The following is a 20,534-nucleotide window of genomic DNA, read 5'->3' on the forward strand; positions in this document are numbered from 1 at the left end:
CTTCCTGCGGTCTTTCTTCGAACGCTCTCTCACCTCCTGCGGTCTTTCCTCAAACGCTCTCTCACCTATGAAACTGGTCCCCTGAAGTTGGACTGACAAATTCAGTTCTGACTTCCGGGGAGAAATTCAAAAGTGAGAGAGCACCGGGGTTTTAGCGGCGGGAAGTGAGAGAGCGCCGGGGTTTGAGCGGCGGGAAGTGAGAGAGCGTCCGGGAATTTCCCGTAAAAAGTGAGAGAGCGTCCGGGGGCCGAGGGGCGGGCGGTCAGGCGTTGTCCTTTCCGCCGCCTCCTCCGTAAGGCACCACGACGGCGCGGCGGGGAGTGCCGCCGTCGGAATACGGGAGCGTCCGCACCGTAACCCCGTAGAGCGCTGACAGTGCGGCGTCGGTGAGCAGGTCCGCGGCCTGGCCGGTCCGTGCTCCGTCGCGGCCCAGGAGGACTGCCCTGTCCGCCAGGTACAGGGCGTGGTCGGGATGGTGCGTGCTGAGCAGGAGGGCCATGCCGCCGGACATCAGTTCGCGCAGCAGGGACAGGACACGGACCTGGTTCTTGAGATCGAGGCCGGTGGCGGGCTCGTCCAGCACCAGCACGGGGCACCCGGCGGCAATGGCCCGGGCTATCAGGACCAGTTGCTGCTCGCCGCCGCTCAGGGTAGGAAAGCGACGTGCCCTGAGCCCGGCTACTCCCACTTTCTCCATCGCCTCCGAAGCAGCGGCCCGGTCCGCCGCTCCCGGTGTCCGGAAGATCCCCACCTGCCGGGCTCGGCCCATCAGGACCATGTCCAGCGCGCTGTAGCCAAAAGCGCTGCTGTGCGCCTGCGGAACGTACCCCGCGCCGTCGGCCCGGCGGACCGTTCCTTCCGCCGGCTCCAGCAGCCCGGCCGCGCAACGGACCAGCGTGGTCTTGCCGCTGCCGTTGGGCCCCAGCACCGCCGTGGCGGTGCCCGGCAGGACGTCGAAACTGACGTCCCGGAAAACCCAGTCCTGCCGGCCGTAGCCGAACCCCACGCCGTCGAACTCAAGCACTTTCCCAGATCCTCTCCCGGTTCCGGCGCAGCAGCAGGAAGAACACAGGGGCGCCGATCAGGGCGGTGAGGACACCGAGCGGGATCTCCCCGGCGGTCGCGGTGCGGGCCACCGTATCCACCAGGACAATGTAGGCCCCGCCCAAGAGGAAGGACACCGGCAGCAGCACCCGGTGGTCCGGGCCCACCCACATCCGCGCCAGATGCGGAATGACCAGGCCCACCCAGCTGACTGCCCCGCTCACTGCAACCGCCCCGGCCACAATGAGTGCCACCGCCACCAGCACCACCCAGCGCAGCGGACGCGGCTTGACGCCCAGCGCCGCCGCGTCCTCGTCGCCAAGGGACAGTACGTTGATCCGCCAGCGCAGCAGCAGAAGCACGACGGCGCCGCCCACCACCGGGATCAGCGCCACCCCGACTTTCGCGAAGGTGGCCGTAGCCACGCTGCCGAGGAGCCAAAAGACGATCGCCGGCAATGTGGTGTTGGGGTCCGCGATGTAAGTCACCAGCGCCACCAGGGCCGAGAAGAACGAACCCGTGACCACGCCGCCGAGCACGATCATCAGCATGGGCGTTCCGCCGCGGCCCGAGGTAATGAGGAACAGCAGTCCAAGCGCCACGAGGCCGAAGAGAAACGAACCCGTGACCAGCAGGAAGGATCCCAGCCCGAGCAGCAGGGCCAGGGCACCGCCGAAGGACGCCCCCGCGGAGACTCCGATGATCTCCGGGCTGACCAGCGGGTTACGGAAAATGGCCTGCAGGGCGGCACCGCCGATCGCCAGCCCGCCGCCGACCAGCAGGGCGAGCAGGATCCGCGGCAGCCGGACCAGCAGGACCACGTTTTGCTCGGTCTGGCTCGCCTCGAGGGGGACCGGCACCAGCTGTGCGGTGAGGATCTGGACCACGTGCCAGAGCGGAACGTTGAAGCGTCCCACTGCCAGGGCTGCGAGTCCGACGGCGGTGAGGAGTACGGCCGCGACAGCGATCGGCCCTATCACCGCTGATTTTCCGTCACCCTCAACTGAGCCGTGACCCTCACCGGGGCTGTGCCCTTGGCTGGTGCTGTGCCTTTCACCGGGGCGGAGCTGCCTCGCGGCGCGGGCGGCCCGCGGACCGCGGCGGTTCAGTCGCGCTGAGCCGGCTTCATCCAGCATTGAATTGTTGGTAGTTGGCGGAGTCGCTGTTCTCAGCCGTCCAGAGAATCCTGTCCAGCTCCCCGTCGGTGGGGGCGTGGTTGTAGAGGAACCGAAAGTACTCGGTGACCTTGCCTCGCAGTGCGGACTTCTCGCGGGGGAAGGCGATGTCTGAGAGCCAGTGCCACATGAGGGGTGATTCCTGGCCCGGCGGATCCCAGCGGTACCCTCCGAGCGGTACCTTGTAGACCCGCCGCGAACGGACAGCGGAGATGTCCTGCCACACCGGATCCGAGTAGATGTCCTGCGGCATGGCCTGGTCGAAGTTGCCCAGGAGGATAACGTCGGGGTCCCAGCTGAGGACCTGCTCCACGTCCAGGCCCACCATCCCGGTGCCGGGCAGCGGGTCGGGTCCGGTGGCAGGGTTGGTTCCGCCCACCAGCTTGATGTAGAAGTCGTTGTAGGTGTTCGCGGCGGCCGCTTTCAGTCCGCCGGTAAACCGGTTGAAGTAGAGGATGCCGGGTCCCGCGGAACCGCGCCCCGCCGCCGCTTTCTTGATCTCGGCGAGCTCCTTGTCGCTGTGTTCCTTGATCTCGGTGGCCCGCTCCGGCTTGCCCAGCATCGCGGCGAACATGCCAATCCAGGCGTCCACGTCCTCCTGCTTGCCCGTGTTCTTGAGGCCGAGCACGGTCAGGCCGGCATTTTCCAGGGGCTCCACCAGCTGGGAGTCCGACCACTGGACCACAACGTCGGGGTCCAGTGCCCGCACGCTCTCCACATTGGGAGTGAAGTCCTGCGTCGCGATGTCGTGCGGCAGCTCCAGTGCACGCGGAAACATGGTTCCCATAACGCCGTCACGCATCGCCACCCACGATGCGTTGTGCATGGCACTCAGGTGCTCGGCGCTGCGGTCCACGGCCACCAGCAGCGAGGCCGCCGGCATGGGGATGGTCACCACGCTCGTCACCGGTTTGGCGAATGTGAGGGTCTTGCCCCGCTGGTCCGTGATGCTGATGCTCCCCGGACTCGCGGATCCCGGGGACCCGTTGCCGGACGATGCGGGGGAGCCGGCGGGCGGAGCGCCCGGGGACCCGCATCCGGCGAGGAAGGCTGCCGAGCCGCCCGCCACAAGAACCTGGAGCACGGTGCGGCGGTTGAGATCGTCGGCTCGCATGGACAGACCCCCTGTGCGTAGGTTCTTCACAGGATCCGCCCGATGGCCAAGGCTGTCAACGGCAACCGAATCCCCGGCCCCTTGTCGGCGCCGGGGGCCGGTGCTACGTTCAAAGAACCTTTGCAGAAGGTGGCCAGAAGATGGTTGTCGACGGTGCCCAGTTGTTTGTGCGCTATGCCTATCCGCCTAATTCCCGGGGCAGCTGCGGGCCCCCGGACAGTGAAGCGCTGCTGCATTACGGCCAGTCCGGGGTAACGGACCAGGGACTCCGCGAGCTGGCCAAGGGCTTCGCCGGCGCGTGGCCCTACCTGGAGCTGATCGCCGGCTCCAACGGCATCACCGACCCCCTCGACGCCCGCGTGGTGGAAGCGTACTGGGTGGGCAACAGCCTCCTGGATTCGGTGGGCATCACCAACATCGGCAACTCCATGGAGGACCGGTTCCGGGCCCGCACCGGACGCCAGTTCCCTCATTTGGCCGAGGGGGTCCTGGCGGGCGGAGTTCCGCACCACAGCTTCCATGTCTTTGAGATCTACCCGTGGCTGGGGCTGCTCCACGACGACCGCCGCCATGCCACGGCACTGAACGTGCTGGACCGGTGCCGGATCCGGTGGGGCGAGGTGCTGGCGGTCACCGGCGACGACGCGGTGGTGCGGTCCCGGCCGCTGGTCTGGGACGGCGCAGGGCTGGCGGTGGGCGAGCCGGTGGTGGAGACGGCCAAACACGCCGTGAACGGGACCGGCTTTGTGGCCGGACTCGCAGCCGGTGACGTGGTGTCGCTGCACTGGGACTGGGTGTGCGACCGGCTCTCCCAGCATCAGCTCCAGCGGCTGCAGCACTACACGGCCCGCCATCTCCGGATCGCCAACAACGGCGTCGAACACCGCGGGGCAGCTATCGCCCTTGAGCGCCACGGCTGACGCGTCATCACCTGCTACGGCGACTGCGGCGCGGCCGTGTCCGGGTCCTCCGGGGGATTGACTCCGGTGGAGTCTCGTGGCGAGGATTCGCCGACTGGGCGCCCGGCCGGTGTGGCCTCCGTTCCGGTCTCTTCGCGGCCGGCTTCCGACCCCTCCTCTTTGACCACGTCCTCGCCCCGGCGCGTTGTACTCTCTCCGACGCCTTCCGGTGCCATCGCCGCGTCATCGGGGGTTTCGTCCGGCCCGGGCTGGGCGGGTTCCTTCAGCGGCGGCTCGCTGCCGAAAGCGCGGGCAGTGCCCGGGGCAGTACCTTCCGCGGCATCACTGTCGTTGGACGGATTCGTCGGTGACATCTTGTCCTCCTCATTCTGGTTGTGGTGGCTCGGCGCCCGGTCCGGCATCCTGTTCAGTCAGCCGGCATCTCCGTCAGGGTCCCTGGGCCGGCCCATCAGTTCCAGGCCGTCCATGGCGCGGTCCGCGCCTGCGGAGTCGACGCGTTCCAGGGCGAATCCCATATGGATAAGCACCCAGGTCCCGGGCTCCAGCGGGCCCTCATCCAGCAGGCCAATGTTGATTTTCCGCTGCACGCCGGCCACGTCCACCAGCGCGAGCTGGTTCCCGTAGCCATCGAGCAGTTCGATGACCCGGCCAGGTATTCCCAGGCACATGGTGCTCACTCCCGCTTGCGTTCCGGTACACGGTTGAGGTCCGACATGAGGCCGCGATCCAGCATGGGGATACGCTCCGACATGAGGTCGACGACGGCGGCAATCGCCTGCGGTACCGCGGCCGCCACGGCGGCGCTCAGGCCGATCCCCTCGGAAACGTCGGCGGGCACGCAGCCCACCACATAGGTTTCAGGCAGCTCGCCGCCGAGTGAGCGGAGGCGTCCCAGCACCGCCACGGGGTCCATGCCGTGCGGATCCAGGGCGGCTGTGCCGTCCAGGTCCTCCCGGCGCACCCGCAGCACTCTGATGCTGCCCGGCGCGGTTGCGCCCGAGCTGTCCGGCGGGACCGTGTCCACCAGCACCAGCAGGTCCACGCCGTTGAGCAGGTCGTAGGCGAGGTGCATGCCGCGGATTCCGTAGTCCACGGCCCGCATGCCCGGAACCGGCTGGCTGACGTCGTCGGCCAGCCGGCGGGCCACTTCCGGGCCGAAGCCGTCGTCGTGCAGGAAAATGTTGCCCACCCCTGCCAAAAGGACAGTCACATCCGCCGCGCTTTCAGGTAACGCCGGATGTCAGGGACCGAACGTATCCCCACATACACGGCGCCGAGCGCCAGCGCCACCAGCAGCCCCACCGTGGCCATGCCTACAGTCCTCATAACGGGTTTCCCTTTCCATCCTCGAGCGGTTCAAGTTCCTCTGGCGCGTAGTAGAAGGAGCGCCCGTAGCCTTCGTGGAGGTCCGCCGCCGGGTCCTGTTCGAGCACCAGGCCAACATGCGTGCTGCCGTCAACGTCGAAATGGACGCTCGTGACCCGCCCGGTCTGCCCGGCGAAGAAGAGATCCTGGGCGTCGGCCCGGCGGCTCGGGTTGACCCTGACCCGGCTGCCGCGGGCAACCGGAACGCCATTAATCAGGACGGTATCCATGTGCGGCTGGACCAGGGCTTCCGCTTCCGGCGTCCACCAGGCGGGAGGTTCCGGCTCGCCGCCGGTGCCGCCGCCGGTGCTTGTGAAAATGTCGGTAAAAGTGTCCGGGTAGTCCGCAGCGTGCGGGTTGCGCAGGATCCCGTGCAGCTGCTGGAGTTCCTCCGGCGACATGGCTTCGCACTGGTCGATGATGGCCGCCGCACGCGGATCCGTTGCCCGGGCCTCGGCCTTTTCCTCATCCGTCAGCGTCAGCACCCGCAGTGTCAGGATCTCGTCAATTTCCGTCGAATCGAACAGGGCCACCGAGCTCTCGGGTGCCACAGCGGGGTGGTCGTACAGAATGATCGGCGACACCAGCAGCACGTCCGTCTGCCCTTCGGGACCCGCAAGGACAGGCCAGCAGCGGTGCTGGGAGCATGCCGCAGCGGCATCGCGTGCCCACTCCGGCGGGTCCAGCAGCGACAGGAAGTCCGCCCCGCGCAGGTCCAGGAGCACATGGGCGCCGATGAACGACGTGGCGATCGACTCCTGCCGGTTCGGAGGTTCCGCCGCGCGTCCTGCCGTGTTGGCCACCGCAACGCGCAGCCGCACCAGCGAGCGGCCGGCGGCAGTTGAATCCGTACCGGTGGCGCTGAGCGTCACTTCCCCGTGCAGTGCCCGACGGCGGCGCACCAGCCGCCCGGCCGGGCGGCCGGCGTCGTCATTGAGTTCCTCCACGTCCTCACCGGCGGGGATGTCCACGGGCAGCACGAGCGGCGCGTCTCCGTCGAGCAGCCGGGCCACCGGGAACGGCCCCAAGGTGATTTCCTGCTCCACCGCCTCGTCCCAGCTCAGCCAGCGGGCGGAGCCGACGGCGAGCTCGTCCACCGGACGGAAGCCGCCGCCGTCGTCCGCTGTTTCTGCGGTGCGCGCCTGAAGCTGCAGGAAGCGGAGGTGGAGCTCCAGCTCCGCATCCGGTCCCGGATCCAGCAGACAATCGGCAAACATTTCCGGATCTTCCCCCGAGCCGGCCCCGGCGGCGCCGGGCGGGCCCAGGATGCCGAACTGCCAGCGGGACTGGTTCTTCTGTGAGGAGGCCCGGTAAGGGTAGAGAAGATAGCCCTCGTAGAGCACGGCATCGGCCACCGCACGGGCGAGGCTCAGGCTCATGTTCATGGCCGCTCTCCGCCCACGCCGGATGCTGCGGCTGCCAGCAGGGATTCGACGGCGGCCTCCCAGGACGTCAGGCCGCGCGCGGACTTGTACTGTGACAGGGCCGCCAGGACGTCGCGGTCCAGCCGGATCCAGCCCGCGTTAGGGAAATACACATCCATCAGCCGCTGCCAGGCGGACACGGGGAGCCGGTACGAAGCCTCCAGATCCCAGGGAACCTGCTCCACACCGAACCCGGTCTGGCCCTTGGTGAAGACCGTGCCGGAGAACAGGAACTCCAGCGGGATCTCGCCGTCCCGCAGGGCGTTGAGGTACTTAGCGGCGGCGACGTCGAAGTCGAACGTACAGGGCAGCGGGAGGTCCACCTCGGTGCTGCCGGAGAAGCCCTGCACCATGGTGCTGCACTGCATCCAGAGGAAGGACTTCAACGTACTGGGCCAGCGGCCGCGCTCGCCGAAAAGGTCCAGCAGCCCCGCTTCTTCCTCCTCGGCGTAGCCGCGGCGCTGCGGCAGGATCCGCACCTGGCAGCGCAGGGCGATGGCGTGGATGGCCGTGCCGGTAGCCTCGGTCAGATGCAGCCGGGCGGTCAGCTGCGGGGCCGCGGCGTACGGCTCCGGCTGGATGTCGACGACGGCGAACGCCAGCCCGGTCATTGCGGGCCTCCCGGCACGGACTCGCGGGACTCCTCATGCACGGCCTTGCTGCGCCGGCTGACATTTTCGAAGAAGGCGGCGAGCTGGTCGCGGGCCTCCTGCCCGCCGTCGAATCCCCGCCAGCGGCGGCGGAGCTGCCCCACCAGTTCGTAGCAGGCGTCCACCGGTACGAGGTGGCAGTCGGCTTGCGGCCGGTCGGGGCCGGGACCGCGGATCAGCAGCGCCTCGGTGTCCGGCGCCGCCATCGCCACCGCAGGGTTGCGGGCCAGCACGGCGTCCCAGGCGTCGAGCGGAAGCTCAGATTCCGTGGCGCCCGCGGGCCCCGGGTAGAAGGCGACGGTCCGGTCGAGCTTGGAGCTGCGGAAGAAGAAGGCGAGGCCCACGGGTATTTCCAGTTCGTCCCACTGGCCCGGGCCCAGCTCGAAGTCGGGAAACGAGAAGTATCGGTCCGGAACCGAACGGTAGCGGAGGTGGGCGGTGCTGTCGGTGAAGAGCAGGTAGCAGGGCCGGCACGTGCACATCATGGCGTGGCTCTCGACGTCCACCACGTGCTGGTGGGCCTCCGGGATGGGTTCGCCGCACATTTCGCAGCGCTCGCCGGCCGGCGCCGCGGGCGGCTGCGCGGCAATCCGGCGGAGCAGGGCGACGGGCAGGCCGCTGCCTGGTGTCCGGCCGGGTCCAGGTGGGGGCAGTTCGGGGGCAGTCATTTCAGGCGTCCTGGCTGGAGACGAGCGGGACGGCTACGGACATCACGCCGGCCCGGACCAGGAGCGGCAGGGGATCCAGGTGCAGGGACCTGTCTTCAAGACAGGACCCAGCCTGCCGGACATCGAAATGCGCGCGGCACGCCGGGCAGCGCAGCAGACCGCCGCCCACAGCACCGGCGAGGGCGCGCTGCAGCGATGCCCCCGCCATGGAGCCGGTGCAGCGCGGGCAGTAGTCGCGGTATGCGTACAGATCCTGCCCGGTCCGGCAGGCAAGTACCGGGTAGCCACCCACCATAAAGCCGGCTACCTCGCCCTGCTCCAGACCGGCGATTTCCGGGACCGCCTCCCAGGAACCGGGGGCGTGCTCCTGCCAATGACCGGGGGAGCCGGGGGAAGGTACGGTGCCTGCGCCGCCCGGCGTGCCGCCGTCGGCCGTTCCTGTGCCGCCCTGCGTGCCGGCGTCCGCCGGGTGGTTCAGCCGGACCAGCAACGCGTCCACGGGGATTACGGCGGGCGTGGCAGCGCGAGCTTCCTCCTCCACCACCTGGATGTCGGTCACCTCGGGTGCCGCCGACTCGATGGCCTCTTCGACGGCGAACTTGAGCGTGACGGACGACGACGGGCAGCCCTGGCAGGTGCCCAGCAGCCTGAGCCGCACCACCCCTTCGGGGCTGACGTCCAGAAGCTCCACGTTGCCGCCGTGCGATCCCAGGTAAGGCCTGACGCTGTCCAGTGCTGCAGTCACGCGTGTCTCCAGGTCCTGGGGGTGCAGTCCGTGGATCACCAGCAGGCTCGACACCAGTTCGTCCGCCGTCAGTGCGTCCAGTGTCGCGTCGTCCAGCTTGCCGCGGTCGTCGAGGATTTCCAGGATCCGGGCCAACCCGGAGCCGTACAGATCCGTCACCTGGCGCACCAGCTCCTCGGCGCGGCCGCGGGCCACCGCCCCGCCTGCTCCGAGGGCGTCGAGGAGACTTTCAATCCGGTCGCCGGCCTGCCGTGGCCGGTCGTCGCCAGGCATTGTTCCTACTCGCCGGTGAGGGTCTGCGTGGGGGAGTGCAGCTTCTCGAGCGTCTGGCCGTTGCCCAGGTACATATGGACGCCGCAGGGCAGGCAGGGGTCAAAGCTGCGGACGGTCCGCATGATGTCGATGCCCTTGAAATGCTCGCGGTCGTTCTCCTCGAAGATCGGCTGGCCCTGCACGGCGTCCTCATACGGTCCGGCCACGCCGTTGGAATCGGTGGGGCTGGCGTTCCAGGGGGTGGGCGGGTAGGGGTGGTAGTTGGCGATCTTGCCGTCCCGGATCACCATGTGATGGGACAGGACGCCGCGCACGGCTTCCGTGAAGCCGCAGCCGATGGCCTCATCCGGAACCGTAAAGGTCTCCCACGTCTTGGTGCGCCCGGCCCGGATTTCCTCGAGGGCCTTTTCCGCGAAGTGCAGCGCGGCCGCCGCGGCATAGGCCTGGAAGTAGGTGCGGGCACGGTTGCGTTCGAGGGTGTTGCTCCATTGCGGGATGTTCCATTCGAAGGATACGGGACCCTTCAGCGCGGTCTTGGGGAGGTTGATCTGGACGCTCCGGCCGGTGGACCTGATGTAGCCGATGTCCACCAGCCCGGCCAGGGCCGTTGCCCACAGGCGGGCCAGCGGGCCGCCGCCGGTGTCCAGCGCCAGGTTGTTCTCGCCGTCGTTCCAGCGCGGCGACATGACCCAGCTGTACTTCTCCTGCAGGTCCCGTTTCTGCGGCCGCGGATTTGTGTGCTGGTTCCAGGGGTGGCGCCGGTCCACCGGATTGCCCAGGGGATCGCGGGTCACGAACATCTCCTGGTTTTCCCAGTCCTCGTAGTAGGAGGAGCCGAGCATGATCCGGATGCCGAGGTTGATCCGCACCAGGTCCGTGGTGACGAGTTTCCCGTCCACCACCACGCCGGGGGTCACGAACATCTTCCGGCCCCACTCGGTCATGTCCTTGTACTCGAAGTTGCAGTAGTCGGGGTCCTGCAGGGAGCCCCAGCAGCCCAGCAGCGTGCGGCGCAGACCCACCTGTTCGTAGCCGGGCAGGGCCTCGTAGAAGAAGTCGAAGAGGTCGTCGTGCATGGGTACGACCTTCTTCATGAACTCTACGTACCGCATCAGCCGGGTGATGTAGTCCGTCATCAGCTGGATGGTGGCAACAGTTCCCACGCCGCCGGGGTAGAGCGTGGACGGGTGCACGTGCCGGCCCTCCATGAGGCAGAACATCTCGCGGGTGGCGCGGCTGACCTGCAGTGCTTCGCGGTAGAACTCTCCGGTGAAGGGGTTCAGCGAACGCATGATGTCAGCGATGGTGCGGTAGCCGTGCTCGCCTGCGTGCGGTGCCTGGGTGTTTTCGGCCTTGGCCAGGACGCCGGGGTTGGTCTCGGACACCATCTTTTCGCAGTAGTCCACGCCGACGAGGTTTTCCTGGAAGATGTTGTGGTCAAACATGTACTCGGCGGCTTCGCCCAGGTTGACGATCCACTCACCCAGGTTCGGCGGCTTCACGCCGTACGCCATGTTCTGCGCGTAGCAGGAACACGTCGCATGGTTGTCGCCGCAGATTCCGCAGATGCGGCTGGTGATGAAGTGCGCGTCCCGCGGATCCTTGCCCTTCATGAAGATGGAGTAGCCGCGGAAGATCGAGGAGGTGCTCTTGCACTCCACCACCTGGTTGTTCGCGAAATCGATCTTGGTGTAGATGCCGAGGCTGCCGACGATCCTGGTGATGGGGTCCCACGCCATCTCCACCAGGTTGTTGTTGCCCGTTCCGCTTCCGGAAGGCATAGGAATCGTTGAGGTCATGTTCTTCACCTGTCTGGAAGTGGGTGGCTACCAGGTGCGTTTGGCACCGGTAAGGAGCTCAGACCCGGTCCGGCGCCACTTGGGCTCCTGGTCCAGCGTGTGCGTGGTGATGCCGCGCAGTGCCCGGATGGCCGAACCGTAGGGGCGGATGGTGCCCGTTGAGAGCTTGCCTCCGGGCGGCTCATCCATGAAGGGCATGAACTTGTCCGGGAAGCCCGGCATGGTGCAGCCGATGCAGATGCCGCCCACGTTCGGGCAGCCGCCGATGCCGTTCATCCAGCCGCGCTTGGGGACGTTGCACTTGACCACGGGGCCCCAGCAGCCCAGCTTGACGATGCACTTGGGGGAGCCGTATTCCGTGGCAAAGTCGCCCTGTTCGTAGTATCCGGCCCGGTCACAGCCCTCATGGACGGTCTTGCCGAACAGCCACGTGGGCCGCAGGTTGTCATCCAGCGGAATCATGGGGGCCTGGCCCGTGGCCTGGTAGAGCAGGTACGTCATGGTTTCGGAGAGGTTGTCCGGCTGGATGGGGCACCCCGGGACGCACACAATGGGGATGCCGGCCTTGGACTTCCAGTCGTAGCCGAGGTAGTCCGGCACTCCCATGGCTCCGGTGGGGTTTCCCGCCATCGCATGGATGCCGCCGTACGTGGCACAGGTGCCCGCCGCGATGATGGCCGTTGCTTTGGGTGCCAGGCGGTCCAGCCACTCACTGGTGGTGATGGGCTGACCGGTCTCGAGGTCGTTCCCGAAGCCGCACCAGTACCCGCCGGGGTCGTGGAGTTTCTCGTTGGGGATGGAGCCCTCCACCACCAGGACAAACGGCTCCAGTTCACCGCGGTCCGCCTTGCGGAACCATTCCAGGAAGTCGTCGGCCCCTTCCTGCGGGCCGCACTCGAAGTCGATCAGGGGCCAATGCATCGCGATCCGCGGCAGGCCCGGCAATGCGCCGAGGGCGATCTCCTCGACGCTGGGCTGGGTGGCCGCGGTCAGGGCCACGGAGTCGCCGTCGCAGCTGAGCCCTGCGTTGATCCATAGCACGTGAATGAGGGCTTCTTCGGCCTTGAGTGAAGTTTCGGTAGGCATCGTTGCCTCTTTCGAAGGCCCTTACGGGCTCAGTGTGTCTGTCAGGGATTCAGTCAAGGTGGATGACCGGGAACTGGTGCCGCCAAGCCAGTCATACCAGCCGGCAAGGCCATCGCCAGTGGTGGCCGAAAGGACCAGGAATTCGGTACGCGGGTTGATCTGCCGGGTGCGGCGCCGGAAACCGTCGACGTCGAAATCAACGTAGGGGAGCAGGTCCGATTTGTTGACGATCACCAGGTCAGCTGCCATGAACATGTGCGGGTATTTGTGCGGTTTGTCATCACCTTCCGTTACGGAAACGACCACTACTTTGGCTGCTTCACCAAGGTCAAACAGCGCCGGGCAGACGAGGTTGCCCACGTTTTCAATGAACACCGTTGACCCGGTCTCCGGGTCCAGGGCATCCAGCCCGCGCCGGAGCATGTCGGCGTCCAGGTGGCAGCCGGCTCCGGTGTTGATCTGGACGACGGGCCGGCCCACGGCTCGGATGCGGTCCGCGTCGAGGGAGGTCTCCTGGTCCCCTTCGATGACTCCGGCCCGCAGCCGGTCCCCGAGGTCGGTGAGGGTGCGCACCAGCAGGGTGGTCTTGCCTGCCCCGGGTGAGCTCATCACGTTGAATGCCCGGATTCCGCGGCCTTCCAGCCAGCCCCGGTTCCTTGCCGCCAGCAGGTCGTTCTTGGCCAGCAGGTTCTGCTCCAGGGGGATGGTTTCGGGATGGCTGTGCTCGTGTTCGTGCGTATGCCCGTGGCTGTGCGGATGCTCGTGTGGATGCCCGTCCCCGTGCTCATGGCTGTGCGGATGCTCGTGCCGGTGCACGGACGCCGCAGGTTCCTGAGGCAGAGACACCGCCGGTTCCTGAAGTGCGGAAACCCTGATGTTGCTTTCGTCGCCGCATCCGCACGTTGTACACATTTGCTATGCCACCTCCACCGACATCAGCATGAGTTCGCGGCCGCGGAGGACTTCCACATCCGCGCTTCCGCAGTGGCAAAGCAGGATCAGGTCAGCCAGTTCGAATTCGTCGTCGCAGCTCCGGCAACGGGCCAGGCCCTGCGGTTCGTCGATCATGAGCCTCGCGCCCTCAAGGGGAGTGCCGGCGGAAGCAATGTCGAAACAGAAGCGCATGGCGTCCGGCAGGACACCGGACAACGGCCCCACCCGGAGGTTGACCGCGGTGACTGTCCGTTCTCCGGTTCGGTCGAGAACGGCGTCGATCAGGCTCTGCGTGATAGAGAGTTCGTGCATGATCGGCACTCCTTCCTGCCAAGATAGGCTCGCCCCGGATAAAACGCAACCACCCGGATTGACGCCGGCGTATACTTCCGCTAAAGCGGCGAAGTCACCATGGCAGTTCACTCTCAGATGGAACCCGAGGCTGGACCATGAAGCAACCCGAGGCGGCGCGTCCGGGTCGAATCCGCGGCGCAACCCGTACCCTGTCGGGCCGGGAGTGGGCCTCGATCGGCGGCATGGCCGCGTTTGTTGCGGTCCTTCACGTCCTCGGCTGGGGAGTGCTGGCGGGTGTCGTCGCCCCGGGGAACCTCCCGGCCGCATCAACGGGCGCTTTTGGCGTTGGCCTCGGCGTGGCGGCCTACACGCTTGGCCTGCGGCACGCCTTCGATGCCGACCACATCGCCGCGATCGACAACATCACCCGCAAGCTCCGCGGCGAAGGCAAACGCAGTATGTCCGTGGGTTTCTGGTTTTCGCTGGGCCACTCCAGTGTTGTGTTCGGCCTGTGCGCCCTGTTGGCGGCGGGGATCCGGAGCCTCGCTGACCGGACAGCGGACGGGACGGCTGACTTGCATGCTTTCCTGGGACTCGTGGGGACCGCCGTCTCGGGACTGTTCCTCCTGTGCATCGGTGTCCTGAACCTTGCCGTGCTGCGCGGCATCATCAGGTCGGTCCTGCGAATGCGGACGGACGGCGGCGTGGCCGACCTTGCCGGTCAGTCGGCGGCGCCCGGGCTGTTGTACCGGGTGTTCGGGCGGGCCACGCGGCTGATCACGCGCCCGTGGCAGGTGTATGGGGTGGGGCTGCTGTTCGGGCTGGGGTTCGACACCGCCACGGAGGTCAGCCTGCTGATCCTCGCCGGTGGTGCGGCCGCTTCGGCGTTGCCGTGGTACGCGATCCTGACGCTCCCCATCCTGTTCGCCGCGGGGATGAGCCTGCTGGACTCGCTGGATGGCTGCCTCATGAACTTCGCTTACGGGTGGGCGCTGTCCCGGCCGGTCCGCCGTGTCTACTACAACATCGTCATCACGGCACTGTCCGTGGCCGTCGCCCTGGGGATCGGGTCGATCGAACTGATCTCCATCCTCGTGGAACGGGCCGGGATCAGCACCGGTCCGCTGGCCGCCATCGGCGGAATCGACCTGGATTCGGTGGGGTACACCGTCGTCGCACTCTTCGTCTGTACGTGGATTCTGGCGCTGGGAGTGTGGCGGTTCGGGCACATCGAGGAACGCTGGGCTGCACCGGTCCGCGACGCGGATACTTCCCCGCGAGGTTAGCGCGAACCGGCAGCCGATGCCCCGTGGAAGCGGATTTGAGGTTGTTACCTGCCGGTTCGCGCTGACGCTAGGGTTGTTTTCATGCCTTCGTTCCAGACCAGACTCAAGATCACCGGGCTGAAGCCTGGAAACGCTCCCGAGGCCGTGATGGCTGCCGCCGTGGAAGCCCTTGGAACCCGGCACCACGTGGAATCGAACCAGCTGCAGATCGCGGGCGGCGTGCCGGAACTGAACCTCCGCTTCCTGGTGGAGGCAACGGAGTTTGTCGGCGAGAACAACCAGGCGCGTGAATCTGCCGCAATGATGCGCGACGCCGTCGAGCGTGTTGCGGTGACGGGCGCACTATTGGTGCTCCGGCGCAGCCGCGGCCGCTGGGCTCCCGTCTAGCTCGAACGTGCCGGGTCAGGTCGGTGCGGTATCAGGGCGCGGATCGTCGGTTGCCTCATCCACCGGCGAGCGGTTGCCCCGCCGGCGGGTGACAATCATGCCCACCACCCCGCCGATCACCAGGCCGACGGCGACGCCGATCAGCGAGCTGGCCCAGAACGGCAGCTTGGTCGCGGAACCCGTGAAGTAGCCGAGGCCTACGAGATAGGTGGCCCAGAGGACGGCGCCCAGGGCGGCGCAGAAGCTGAACGCGCGGGTGGTGACGTCCGCGATGCCTGCAGCGGCCGACGTCGCGAGCCGGCCCCCCGGAATGAACCGGACACCGATGATGGCGCCGTACGTGGTGGAACGGCCCGCCTTGGCGATGGCCGAGTGGATTCCGCTGTGGAATTTGCGGCCCCACCGCCACCGGTCCAGGACATGGCTGAGGCGGCGCTTGAACAGCTGGAACACCACAACGTCGCCGATCCACGAGGCGAGGGCGGACAGCAGGCCCACCAGCAGGAAGTTGGCGCGGCCTTCCGCAGAGAGTGCGCCGCCGGTGATCACCACCATTTCGGACGGGATGGGCGGGAAAATGGCATCGCCAAGGACGATGGGGATGATCCAGAAATAGATCGCGGCTCCCCAGGTGTCAGCGTTGCCCAGGTCCATGGGCACAAGGTACCTCATTTTCGGGCCAAGGGACGGCCCGCCCTAGGCAGGGGCTTCGCTGAGCTGAAGCCGGCTGCGGTACTCCACCGGTTCCTTGGTGATGGGATCCACAAAGCGGATGCCGCGAGCCAGGAGCTGGAGCGGCCTGGTGTAGTCGTCCGGGGCCTTGTCCAGCAGGTCGGGGTAGAACGCGTCGTTCACGATCCCCAGCCCCAGCGAGGCCATGTGGACCCTCAGTTGGTGGGTCTTTCCCGAGTGCGGCTCAAGGCGGTACAGGCCCCGCCGCGCCGGTCCACTCGCGGAAGTGCCGGCGTCGTACGTCTTCAGCAGTTCAATGCGGGTTTCCGCATTGGGTTCGCCGTCGATGACCTCGGCGAGGAGGTAGCTGCGGGATTTGGTCATGCGGTTCCGCACCACTACGGGGAAGTCGACGGCAGGATATCCCGCTGCCGGTTCCGCCGCGGACACGCACTCGTACTCCTTCTGGACCTGACGCTTCTCGAAAAGAACCTGGTACTTGCCGCGGGTCTCGGGGTTGGTGGAGAGCAGGAGCAGGCCGGCTGTCATCCGGTCCAGGCGGTGCATGGGGATCAGGTCCGGAAGGTTCAGCTGGTTCCGGAGCCGCACCAGGGCCGACTCCTGGATGTAGGTGCCGCCGGGGGTAGTGGGCAGGAAATGGGGCTTGTCCACCACGAGGATGTGGTTGTCCTGGTGCAGGATGCTGAGCTCAACGGGCAGCCGCGTCTCCGGCGGGAGCGTGCGGTAGTACCAGATGAAGGTGTGGTCCTCGAGCCTGGTGGCCCGGTCCAGGGGAATGCCGCCCTCGCCCACGATCTCGCCGGCGTCGAAGCGGTCCTCGATGCCCTGCGGATCGATGTGCCCCCAGCGGTGCATCATGTAGTCCATCGCGGTATCCCAGGGTCCCTCGTCCGGGAGGCGCAGGCGGGTCGCGTTCACGCCGTCGCGCACGGGCAGGGGGGATTGCATCACCGGTCCATTCTACTTTGCGCCTGCGTTCGCCGTTTCGACGGTTCCCCGCGTGCTCGACGCTGCCGAACACCTAGCGCGCAGGGAACCATCGAAACGGCACCGACGGTAAAAAAGTTCTTGACAAATAAAATTGTCGGTGATGATACTTAAGCCATGTTGGACATCGAAGTGATCGAGGACCCGGCGGCGGCCGAAGCCTCGCTGGACCCCATCCGCACCCGCATCCTCCGGGAGCTTGCGGAACCCGGCTCGGCCACCCAGCTCGCCGCGAAGGTGGGGCTGCCGCGGCAGAAGGTGAACTACCACCTCAAGGCGCTGGAGCGGCACGGACTGGTGGAGCTTGTCGAGGAGCGCCGGAAGGGCAACGTCACGGAGCGCGTGCTGCAGGCCACCGCGGCGTCCTACCTCATTTCGCCCGTGGCGCTGGCCTCCGTGGCGCCCGATCCGCACCGGTTTGCCGACCGGTTTTCCGCCTTCTGGCTGCTGGCGCTCGCCGGGCGCATGGTCCAGGAGGTGGGGAAGCTCATCGCCGGGGCTGCCGCCGCGCGGCAGAAGCTCGCAACGTTCGCGATCGACGGCGAGATCACCTTCCGCACGGCCGCTGACCGTGCCGCCTTCGCCGAGGAGCTCGGCGTTGCGGTCACCCGGCTGGTGGACAAGTACCACGACGGCGGCGCGGGCGGGCGGAAGCACCGGCTCGTCGTCGCGCTTCATCCGGCACTCAAACAACCAGCTAAAACCAACCCGTCTGGGGAGAAGGAACAGGAGCAGGACAATGATTGACAACCGGAAATTCGAGATTGTTTACGACACCGAGCTGCCCGGCACGCCGGAGCGTGTCTGGGAAGCCGTCACCAAGGGCACGCCCGGCTGGATGTTCCCGACGGACCAGTGGCCGGACGTGAAGACCGTCGAGGAGTACCCGCAGCACCTGGTGTCGCGCATGGACGGGCCGGACGGCTGGTTCAACCAGCTGGAGCATGTGTTGGAACCGCTCGACGGCGGCCGCGCTCGGCTCCACTACGTTCACAGCGGCATCTTCGCGGACAGCTGGGACCAGCAGTACGACGGCGCGAGCAAGCACACGGAGTTCTACCTCCACACCCTGGGGCAGTACCTGAAGTACTTCGACGGCCAGGCCGTGGTGTTTACAGACATCCAGGGGCCCGCAGCCTCGCAGACGCCGGAAGGCTTTGTGCAGCTGAAGAAGGCGCTGGGCGTGGATGCGGCGTCGCAGGGGGACACGTTTGACGTGGAGGTCGACGGCGTCGGGCGGCTCAGGGGGCAGGTGGACTTCGCCAACGAAAACTTCCTGGGCCTGCGGACCGCGGACACCATGTACCGGTTCTTTGGCCGCAACGTCTTCGGTGCACCGGTGGGCATGACGGTTCACGATTTCAGCGGCAGCGGGGATTCGGAGGCCACAGCCAAGGCCTGGGCCGACTACCTCGGGAAGGTTTACGCGTAGCACCCGCGCGTCAGGCGATGGCGACGGCGGGCGTGTGCCGGAGGCTGCGCCGCAGCTGGGGCGAGGCGTCGAGCTTTTCCTGGGCGGAGCGGAGTGCCAGCACGGCGGTCTCCAACTGAGCGGGCGGAAGCGTGAAGGGGACGCGGAGGTAATGTTCGAAGGCTCCGCCCACGCCGAACCTGGGCCCGGCCGCCAGCCTGACCCCAACGTCGGGGCCGATGACCGTCAGCGCAGTACTGATCGGTGCAGGGAGCCGGCACCACACGCTCAGGCCGCCGTCGGGCTGTTCAGGCCGCCAGCCGGGAAGGATTCCCCCGATCAGCTCAAGCAGTGCGGCCCGGTTCTCGCGGAGGGCCGCCAGCCGGGCCGGAAGCGGCTCCGCGAGCGACCGGACCAGATGCGCGGCAGCCAGCTGTTCCACCACAGGTCCGCCCAGGTCCATGATGGTCCGGGCGGCGGCGAAGCGCTGGATCAGTGACCCGCTGGCCCGGATCCAGCCGGTGCGCAGCCCCGCCCAGTGCGACTTGCTCAGGGAGCCGATGGTCACCACCCCCGGGCTGAACGCCGCCAGCGGGGCCGTCTCCACACCGTCGAGGTTCAGCTCGCGCAAGGTCTCGTCCACCACCAGCACCGTTCCAGCCGCGGCGGCGGCCCGGACAAGCCTGCGGCGCTGGGCATCGGACATCATCCGGCCTGTGGGGTTGTGGAAATCCGGTACCACGTAGGCCATCTTGGGGCGCTGCTGCACCATGGCGGCTTCCATGCCGTCCACGTCCCAGCCGTGTCCGTGGGGGAGGGCAACCGGGACGGTCCGGCAGCCGCTGGCGCGGATGGCATCCAGGGCGTGCGGGTAGGTGGGATGGTCCACCAGCACCTTGTCCTGCCGGCCGGCCAGAGTGCGGAGCACGATGTTCAGGGCATGCTGTGCGCCTGACGTCACCAGGATCTGGTCCGCCGTGGTGGGGGCACCGGCGTCGGAATACCGTGCAGCGATCGCCTCACGGAGCGGGGCAATGCCAATGGCGTCGTAGCCAAAGCCCGGCAGTAGCGCCGGGAGCTCCGTCAGCGCGGCCGCGAAGGCGCGGTGCACCACTTCGCCGCTGGCCGGCAGGGACGCGTAGGCGAGGTCGAGCAGGCCGGGCGGTGGTGCAAGCCCCGGCGCGCCGGCCAGTGCGGTTGGGCTGATCAGGTCCGTGGCGCCGCCGGGGCCGTTGGCGCCTGGCGGCATCCGACGGGGAATGCAGGTCCGGCCTCGGCTGCCCTGCCGGCTGGTGAGGAATCCCTGTTCACGCAGGCTCGCATAGGCGGCGGTTACGGTGGTTCGGCTGACCCCCAGTGTTTCAGCGACTGCCCGTTCGCTGGGCAGCGCCATGTCCAGCGGGACGCGGCCGTCCAGGACCAAAAGGCGTACGACGTCGGCCAGCTCGCGGTAGGCGGGGCCCGCGCCGCGGTTCCACCCGCCGAGGAGCCGTGCCAGTGCAGTGGGGTTCAGGGAGCCGGACATGTAGCCAGTATCTCAAACTGGATATGGATTACAAGGCCAGTTCTAACGGAGGATGGATTTCATGATGCCCCGCAGACTCCTTCAACTGTTCACCGGCCTGGCCATGTACGGCATTTCGCTGGCCATGTTCATTCGCGCCGGTCTCGGCCTCGACCCCTGGGATGTATTCCATCAGGGTGTTGCCGGCAAGACCGGTCTCTCCATCGGAGCGGTGGTTGTCATCGTCAGCTTCCTCGTCCTGCTCCTGTGGATCCCGCTGCGGCAGTGGCCCGGATTCGGAACCTTGTGCAACGCCGTCCTGGTGGGTGTCTTCGCCGATGTGGGGCTGGCGCTTATCCCCGAGTTCTCGCACCTTGGCGGCCAGATCGGCATGCTGGCCGGGGCCGTGCTGCTGAACGGAATCGCGTCAGCCTGCTACATCGGCGCCCGGTTCGGCCCCGGTGCCCGCGACGGACTGATGACCGGGCTCGCGCGGCGGACCGGCTGGTCGGTCCGAACCTCGCGCACAGGCATCGAAATTGTAGTCCTGGGCACGGGCTGGCTACTGGGCGGATCCGTGGGCGTGGGCACGGTGGTCTACGCCCTGGCCATCGGCCCGCTGGTGCAGCTGCTGCTGCCGCGGTTCACGGTGCCTGAGGCCCGGAATCGCAAGGCGGGCAAGGGGCCCGGCAAGGGTGCCAACAAGGGTGCCAACGAAGCCGGCGCGCCGGGTGCGGGGGATTCGTCCGAGACGGCGGTGACGGCCGCCTGAGCCA

The 20,534-nt window shown here is 67.4% G+C and carries 24 protein-coding genes; 6 read left to right on the plus strand and 18 right to left on the minus strand.

Features of this window, described 5'->3' with window-relative positions; translation table 11 throughout:
• Window positions 1-262 precede the first annotated feature (262 nt).
• The 3 genes from J2805_RS09435 to J2805_RS09445 are packed head-to-tail and all read right to left on the minus strand — an operon-like array spanning window position 263 to window position 3,333.
• Window positions 263-1,024, minus strand: coding sequence for an ABC transporter ATP-binding protein (locus J2805_RS09435; protein ID WP_309975472.1), 762 nt, complete (start codon window positions 1,022-1,024; stop codon window positions 263-265).
• Window positions 1,017-2,180: a FecCD family ABC transporter permease gene (locus J2805_RS09440; RefSeq protein ID WP_309975474.1), complete on the minus strand. Its 1,164-nt coding sequence runs from the start codon at window positions 2,178-2,180 to the stop codon at window positions 1,017-1,019. The genes J2805_RS09435 and J2805_RS09440 overlap by 8 nt, the downstream gene beginning before the upstream one ends.
• Entirely contained in the window at window positions 2,170-3,333 is a 1,164-nt protein-coding gene (locus J2805_RS09445; protein WP_309975476.1) for an ABC transporter substrate-binding protein, read from the minus strand. Before J2805_RS09445 ends, J2805_RS09440 begins: the two co-directional genes overlap by 11 nt.
• A 140-nt stretch (window positions 3,334-3,473) precedes the next feature.
• Here J2805_RS09445 and J2805_RS09450 point away from each other — a divergent pair, with 140 nt between their 5' ends.
• Entirely contained in the window at window positions 3,474-4,253 is a 780-nt protein-coding gene (locus J2805_RS09450; protein ID WP_309975478.1) for a DUF6390 family protein, read from the plus strand.
• A 14-nt stretch (window positions 4,254-4,267) separates the two neighbouring features.
• Here J2805_RS09450 and J2805_RS09455 read toward each other — a convergent pair whose 3' ends face one another.
• The 12 genes from J2805_RS09455 to J2805_RS09505 all read right to left on the minus strand — a co-directional run bounded on the left by J2805_RS09455 (window position 4,268) and on the right by J2805_RS09505 (window position 13,508).
• Window positions 4,268-4,606 carry a hypothetical protein gene (locus J2805_RS09455; protein ID WP_309975480.1) on the minus strand — a complete coding sequence of 113 codons (339 nt, stop codon included), beginning with the start codon at window positions 4,604-4,606 and terminating at the stop codon, window positions 4,268-4,270.
• Window positions 4,607-4,663: 57 nt separating this feature from the next.
• Window positions 4,664-4,921 carry a HypC/HybG/HupF family hydrogenase formation chaperone gene (locus tag J2805_RS09460; RefSeq protein ID WP_309975711.1) on the minus strand — a complete coding sequence of 86 codons (258 nt, stop codon included), beginning with the start codon at window positions 4,919-4,921 and terminating at the stop codon, window positions 4,664-4,666.
• A gap of 5 nt (window positions 4,922-4,926) precedes the next feature.
• Window positions 4,927-5,463, minus strand: a complete 537-nt coding sequence (locus tag J2805_RS09465; protein ID WP_309975482.1) for a hydrogenase maturation protease — start codon at window positions 5,461-5,463, stop codon at window positions 4,927-4,929.
• Complete coding sequence (locus tag J2805_RS23910) at window positions 5,460-5,579, minus strand: DUF6893 family small protein (protein ID WP_396134280.1); 120 nt, start codon at window positions 5,577-5,579, stop codon at window positions 5,460-5,462. The genes J2805_RS09465 and J2805_RS23910 overlap by 4 nt, the downstream gene beginning before the upstream one ends.
• Window positions 5,576-7,003 carry a hypothetical protein gene (locus J2805_RS09470; protein WP_309975484.1) on the minus strand — a complete coding sequence of 476 codons (1,428 nt, stop codon included), beginning with the start codon at window positions 7,001-7,003 and terminating at the stop codon, window positions 5,576-5,578. The genes J2805_RS23910 and J2805_RS09470 overlap by 4 nt, the downstream gene beginning before the upstream one ends.
• Complete coding sequence (locus tag J2805_RS09475; RefSeq protein WP_309975486.1) at window positions 7,000-7,653, minus strand: DUF6084 family protein; 654 nt, start codon at window positions 7,651-7,653, stop codon at window positions 7,000-7,002. Before J2805_RS09475 ends, J2805_RS09470 begins: the two co-directional genes overlap by 4 nt.
• Window positions 7,650-8,360 (minus strand): DUF5947 family protein, encoded by a 711-nt coding sequence (locus J2805_RS09480; RefSeq protein ID WP_309975488.1) that lies wholly within the window; start codon window positions 8,358-8,360, stop codon window positions 7,650-7,652. Before J2805_RS09480 ends, J2805_RS09475 begins: the two co-directional genes overlap by 4 nt.
• A gap of 1 nt (window position 8,361) precedes the next feature.
• Window positions 8,362-9,378 (minus strand): NifU family protein, encoded by a 1,017-nt coding sequence (locus tag J2805_RS09485; protein WP_309975490.1) that lies wholly within the window; start codon window positions 9,376-9,378, stop codon window positions 8,362-8,364.
• A gap of 5 nt (window positions 9,379-9,383) precedes the next feature.
• Window positions 9,384-11,177: a nickel-dependent hydrogenase large subunit gene (locus J2805_RS09490; RefSeq protein WP_309975492.1), complete on the minus strand. Its 1,794-nt coding sequence runs from the start codon at window positions 11,175-11,177 to the stop codon at window positions 9,384-9,386.
• Between the two features lie 27 nt (window positions 11,178-11,204).
• The gene (locus J2805_RS09495) at window positions 11,205-12,263 is read right to left on the minus strand and encodes an NADH-quinone oxidoreductase subunit B family protein (RefSeq protein WP_309975494.1); all 1,059 of its coding nucleotides are present in this window, start codon (window positions 12,261-12,263) and stop codon (window positions 11,205-11,207) included.
• Between the two features lie 21 nt (window positions 12,264-12,284).
• Window positions 12,285-13,109, minus strand: coding sequence for a hydrogenase nickel incorporation protein HypB (gene hypB / locus J2805_RS09500; protein ID WP_309975496.1), 825 nt, complete (start codon window positions 13,107-13,109; stop codon window positions 12,285-12,287).
• Window positions 13,110-13,178: 69 nt separating this feature from the next.
• Window positions 13,179-13,508, minus strand: coding sequence for a hydrogenase maturation nickel metallochaperone HypA/HybF (locus tag J2805_RS09505; RefSeq protein WP_309975498.1), 330 nt, complete (start codon window positions 13,506-13,508; stop codon window positions 13,179-13,181).
• Window positions 13,509-13,645: 137 nt separating this feature from the next.
• Here J2805_RS09505 and nicT point away from each other — a divergent pair, with 137 nt between their 5' ends.
• Together nicT and J2805_RS09515 are read left to right on the plus strand one after the other, a co-directional pair.
• Window positions 13,646-14,776 (plus strand): Nickel transporter NicT, encoded by a 1,131-nt coding sequence (gene nicT, locus J2805_RS09510; RefSeq protein WP_309975500.1) that lies wholly within the window; start codon window positions 13,646-13,648, stop codon window positions 14,774-14,776.
• Between the two features lie 81 nt (window positions 14,777-14,857).
• Entirely contained in the window at window positions 14,858-15,163 is a 306-nt protein-coding gene (locus J2805_RS09515; RefSeq protein ID WP_309975502.1) for a hypothetical protein, read from the plus strand.
• Between the two features lie 15 nt (window positions 15,164-15,178).
• Here J2805_RS09515 and J2805_RS09520 read toward each other — a convergent pair whose 3' ends face one another.
• Together J2805_RS09520 and J2805_RS09525 are read right to left on the minus strand one after the other, a co-directional pair.
• The gene (locus J2805_RS09520; RefSeq protein ID WP_309975504.1) at window positions 15,179-15,835 is read right to left on the minus strand and encodes a DedA family protein; all 657 of its coding nucleotides are present in this window, start codon (window positions 15,833-15,835) and stop codon (window positions 15,179-15,181) included.
• Between the two features lie 24 nt (window positions 15,836-15,859).
• Window positions 15,860-16,804 carry an RluA family pseudouridine synthase gene (locus J2805_RS09525; RefSeq protein ID WP_309975713.1) on the minus strand — a complete coding sequence of 315 codons (945 nt, stop codon included), beginning with the start codon at window positions 16,802-16,804 and terminating at the stop codon, window positions 15,860-15,862.
• A 156-nt stretch (window positions 16,805-16,960) separates the two neighbouring features.
• Here J2805_RS09525 and J2805_RS09530 point away from each other — a divergent pair, with 156 nt between their 5' ends.
• Window positions 16,961-17,590 carry a helix-turn-helix domain-containing protein gene (locus J2805_RS09530; protein ID WP_309975506.1) on the plus strand — a complete coding sequence of 210 codons (630 nt, stop codon included), beginning with the start codon at window positions 16,961-16,963 and terminating at the stop codon, window positions 17,588-17,590.
• Window positions 17,583-18,275 carry an SRPBCC family protein gene (locus tag J2805_RS09535; protein WP_309975507.1) on the plus strand — a complete coding sequence of 231 codons (693 nt, stop codon included), beginning with the start codon at window positions 17,583-17,585 and terminating at the stop codon, window positions 18,273-18,275. The genes J2805_RS09530 and J2805_RS09535 overlap by 8 nt, the downstream gene beginning before the upstream one ends.
• Window positions 18,276-18,285: 10 nt before the next feature.
• Here J2805_RS09535 and yczR read toward each other — a convergent pair whose 3' ends face one another.
• A complete protein-coding gene (gene yczR, locus J2805_RS09540; protein ID WP_309975509.1) occupies window positions 18,286-19,779 on the minus strand; it encodes a MocR-like transcription factor YczR in 1,494 nt (497 codons plus the stop codon).
• A gap of 61 nt (window positions 19,780-19,840) precedes the next feature.
• On the opposite strand from yczR, the gene yczE reads away from it, so the two are divergent.
• On the plus strand, window positions 19,841-20,530 hold the full coding sequence (yczE, locus tag J2805_RS09545) for a membrane protein YczE (protein WP_309975511.1): 690 nt from the start codon (window positions 19,841-19,843) through the stop codon (window positions 20,528-20,530).
• Window positions 20,531-20,534 lie beyond the last annotated feature (4 nt).

This window comes from Arthrobacter oryzae, assembly GCF_031454875.1.
Classification (GTDB): Bacteria; Actinomycetota; Actinomycetes; order Actinomycetales; family Micrococcaceae; genus Arthrobacter; species Arthrobacter oryzae_D.

Excerpts from the sequence above, each read along its gene's own strand:
- J2805_RS09440 (WP_309975474.1), bottom strand. The coding sequence starts at position 2,180 with ATGCTGGATGAAGCCGGCTCAGCGCGACTGAACCGCCGCGGTCCGCGG.
- J2805_RS09445 (WP_309975476.1), bottom strand. The coding sequence starts at position 3,333 with ATGCGAGCCGACGATCTCAACCGCCGCACCGTGCTCCAGGTTCTTGTG.
- J2805_RS09450 (WP_309975478.1), top strand. The coding sequence starts at position 3,474 with ATGGTTGTCGACGGTGCCCAGTTGTTTGTGCGCTATGCCTATCCGCCT.
- J2805_RS09455 (WP_309975480.1), bottom strand. The coding sequence starts at position 4,606 with ATGTCACCGACGAATCCGTCCAACGACAGTGATGCCGCGGAAGGTACT.
- J2805_RS09460 (WP_309975711.1), bottom strand. The coding sequence starts at position 4,921 with ATGTGCCTGGGAATACCTGGCCGGGTCATCGAACTGCTCGATGGCTAC.
- J2805_RS23910 (WP_396134280.1), bottom strand. The coding sequence starts at position 5,579 with ATGAGGACTGTAGGCATGGCCACGGTGGGGCTGCTGGTGGCGCTGGCG.
- J2805_RS09470 (WP_309975484.1), bottom strand. The coding sequence starts at position 7,003 with ATGAACATGAGCCTGAGCCTCGCCCGTGCGGTGGCCGATGCCGTGCTC.
- J2805_RS09475 (WP_309975486.1), bottom strand. The coding sequence starts at position 7,653 with ATGACCGGGCTGGCGTTCGCCGTCGTCGACATCCAGCCGGAGCCGTAC.
- J2805_RS09480 (WP_309975488.1), bottom strand. The coding sequence starts at position 8,360 with ATGACTGCCCCCGAACTGCCCCCACCTGGACCCGGCCGGACACCAGGC.
- J2805_RS09485 (WP_309975490.1), bottom strand. The coding sequence starts at position 9,378 with ATGCCTGGCGACGACCGGCCACGGCAGGCCGGCGACCGGATTGAAAGT.
- J2805_RS09490 (WP_309975492.1), bottom strand. The coding sequence starts at position 11,177 with ATGACCTCAACGATTCCTATGCCTTCCGGAAGCGGAACGGGCAACAAC.
- J2805_RS09495 (WP_309975494.1), bottom strand. The coding sequence starts at position 12,263 with ATGCCTACCGAAACTTCACTCAAGGCCGAAGAAGCCCTCATTCACGTG.
- J2805_RS09505 (WP_309975498.1), bottom strand. The coding sequence starts at position 13,508 with ATGCACGAACTCTCTATCACGCAGAGCCTGATCGACGCCGTTCTCGAC.
- nicT (WP_309975500.1), top strand. The coding sequence starts at position 13,646 with ATGAAGCAACCCGAGGCGGCGCGTCCGGGTCGAATCCGCGGCGCAACC.
- J2805_RS09515 (WP_309975502.1), top strand. The coding sequence starts at position 14,858 with ATGCCTTCGTTCCAGACCAGACTCAAGATCACCGGGCTGAAGCCTGGA.
- J2805_RS09520 (WP_309975504.1), bottom strand. The coding sequence starts at position 15,835 with ATGAGGTACCTTGTGCCCATGGACCTGGGCAACGCTGACACCTGGGGA.
- J2805_RS09525 (WP_309975713.1), bottom strand. The coding sequence starts at position 16,804 with ATGCAATCCCCCCTGCCCGTGCGCGACGGCGTGAACGCGACCCGCCTG.
- J2805_RS09530 (WP_309975506.1), top strand. The coding sequence starts at position 16,961 with ATGTTGGACATCGAAGTGATCGAGGACCCGGCGGCGGCCGAAGCCTCG.
- J2805_RS09535 (WP_309975507.1), top strand. The coding sequence starts at position 17,583 with ATGATTGACAACCGGAAATTCGAGATTGTTTACGACACCGAGCTGCCC.
- yczR (WP_309975509.1), bottom strand. The coding sequence starts at position 19,779 with ATGTCCGGCTCCCTGAACCCCACTGCACTGGCACGGCTCCTCGGCGGG.
- yczE (WP_309975511.1), top strand. The coding sequence starts at position 19,841 with ATGATGCCCCGCAGACTCCTTCAACTGTTCACCGGCCTGGCCATGTAC.